This is a genomic window from Streptomyces sp. NPDC001880, assembly GCF_053594575.1.
In genome coordinates this window covers 1-2,045 of the sequence record NZ_JBSFET010000255.1, presented here as the reverse complement: position 1 = coordinate 2,045, position 2,045 = coordinate 1, and the positions used below count along the sequence as shown (strand labels likewise).

The 2,045-nt window shown below is 67.5% G+C and carries 2 protein-coding genes and 1 pseudogene; 2 read left to right on the top strand and 1 reads right to left on the bottom strand.

The genetic code is table 11. The features are described 5' to 3' along the window. Nucleotides 1-318 precede the first annotated feature (318 nt). Entirely contained in the window at nucleotides 319-636 is a 318-nt protein-coding gene (locus ACWCQ6_RS37010) for a hypothetical protein (RefSeq protein ID WP_451096863.1), read from the top strand. Between the two features lie 6 nt (nucleotides 637-642). Next, on the top strand, nucleotides 643-963 hold the full coding sequence (locus ACWCQ6_RS37005; RefSeq protein ID WP_451096861.1) for a hypothetical protein: 321 nt from the start codon (nucleotides 643-645) through the stop codon (nucleotides 961-963). 119 nt (nucleotides 964-1,082) lie between these two features. Here the strand turns inward: ACWCQ6_RS37005 and ACWCQ6_RS37000 are convergent. Further along, a pseudogene (locus ACWCQ6_RS37000) lies at nucleotides 1,083-2,045 on the bottom strand (IS630 family transposase); the annotation flags it as partial.

Genomic DNA, 2,045 nt, shown 5'->3' with positions numbered 1-2,045 from the left:
GGCACGGGAGTTACGGGTGAGTGAGAAGTCGGTCTACCAGTGGCGCCGCACCTGGAGGAGAGGACGGGCGGACGCGAGGCGCTGCGTTCCATCGAGCGCGATCAGTAGCCGAAGAAGCGACGCGGCACCTTTCTGACCTGCACGTACTCCAGCCGCCGCCCTTCTGGCCTGCGGGTTAGCGGTCGGCGGTTGTCGTCGCCTGTCATCATTGAGTCCCCTCGCAGGGCCCGGAGACGGCCCCAGTCGGGTGTCGGGGGCATGGCCACCGTCTGGGTGTTCCCCGGAGGCTGTCAGCACCAGGTGGCAGGATGCCGTGCTATGACCGCACCGATCAGTGAGTCGTGGACGCGAATCGAGAACTGGCTGGCCGAGCACGCCCCGGCGACCTATGCCGCGCTGGCGCCACCCGCGGATCCGGCGGACATCGCCGCGGCCGAACGCGTCATCGGTCGGCCACTGCTGAAGCCCTTGGTGATGTCGTTGTTGCGGCACGACGGTCTCCTCGATCAGCGGGGCTCGCTGCTGCCAGGGTTCTACAGACCGATGAGTGCACGCGAGATAGCGGCCGCGTGGCAACTCTTCACCGGGTTCTACGACAAGCGCACGGCGGATGAGGAAGGAGAGGAGGTGGGGTAAGACTTCATGAAGATCGGGGTCAGCTTCCTCCTGTACGGACATCCTCAGTGGATCCCCATCGCGCGGAGCGTCGGCGGGGGTTGCCTTGTACTGGACCATCGTCCCGAGATCGACTGGGGGCGCGTCCACGAAGCCGAGGCCGTGGAAGGCATTATGCGCGTATCACACGAGATGTGGACGTCCCTGCCGCTGCTCATGGAGGCGATCGCCACGTCTCTCGAGACCAACCAGGCACTCAACGGCTACACGCCGGTAGTTGACGAGGAGCAGAGGCTGGACTGGAACTTCATACCGCTGCGCAGTGACCGGACCTTGCATCGGTCATGACACAGCAGCGGATAGTGAGGTCGGTGGAGTTGCTTCGGGGCGAGTGATCAGGCCCCGTAACTTTCCGGCGAGTCGGGCAGTCTGTGGACTGCCCGTTACCTGACTTCGGCGTATCTGGGTCAGTTCGGTCTGTCGAGAGCGAGGCCGGTTCCGGCGAGGAATCCGCCGAGGATGGTGTGCCGGTACTGCAGCGCCTTGAGTCGCCTGCGGAGCACAGTCTCCAGTTCGCTGAGGGCGCGTGCGGCCAGGTTGGCCAGGCTCCGCTTGATGTGCGCCCACAGGCCCTCGACCGGGTTGAGCTCGGGCGCGTACCCGGGCAACAGGACCACCGTCAGACAGTCCCGCTCGGCAACGAGTGCCTTCATCGTCTTGGAGATGTGGGTGCTCAGCCGGTCCCACACCACGATCAGCGGGGCCTTGAGCAGTTGGTGGGCGCCGTCGAGCAGGCGGATGTAGTCCGTCTCGCCGAGCGAGCGGCGCTCTCCCTTGCGGCTGGTGTGCCGGCGCAGCCGGTAGCACAGGCGGGCGGGCAGCCCGGGCCGGTAGCACAGCAGTCCGGCCACCGAGAGGCGGCCACGGCTGCGGCCGGACAGCCTCACCGTGGGAGTGATGCCGCGCTGGCCTCAGGTGCGACCCTTGGGCGGCCGGCCGGTTACGCCTGCTTCGTCCTCGAAGCAGATGAAGGCGCCGGTCGCCGCCCGCAGGCTTTTACCTCCTGCCAGGTCACCTCCCGCCATGCGGTGATCGCGTCCTCGTCGCGTTCGGTCGCAGGCCGGGCGGGCATCTGCACGCTGTAGCCCATCCGGTGCAGCAGCCGGGTGACCCCGGAGACGCTGTAGGAGAGGTGGAACTTCCGCCCGATCAGCGTGCGTACCCGGGCGGCTGTCCACACCTGGTCATCCGTCCAGCCGTGCGCGGCCGGCCCCTCCTCCAGCCACGTCGCGAGCTTGGCCTGCAGGTGGGGGCCGAGGTGGCAGTCGTAGCCGGAGGGGCCCTTGGAACGCAGCGCCTCGCGTCCGCCCGTCCTCCAGGTGCGGCGCCACTGGTAGACCGACTTCTCACTCACCCGTAACTCCCGTGCG

Bases quoted from the DNA above. Each gene is read 5' to 3' on its own strand.
- ACWCQ6_RS37010 (WP_451096863.1), top strand. From the start codon at position 319: ATGACCGCACCGATCAGTGAGTCGTGGACGCGAATCGAGAACTGGCTG.
- ACWCQ6_RS37005 (WP_451096861.1), top strand. From the start codon at position 643: ATGAAGATCGGGGTCAGCTTCCTCCTGTACGGACATCCTCAGTGGATC.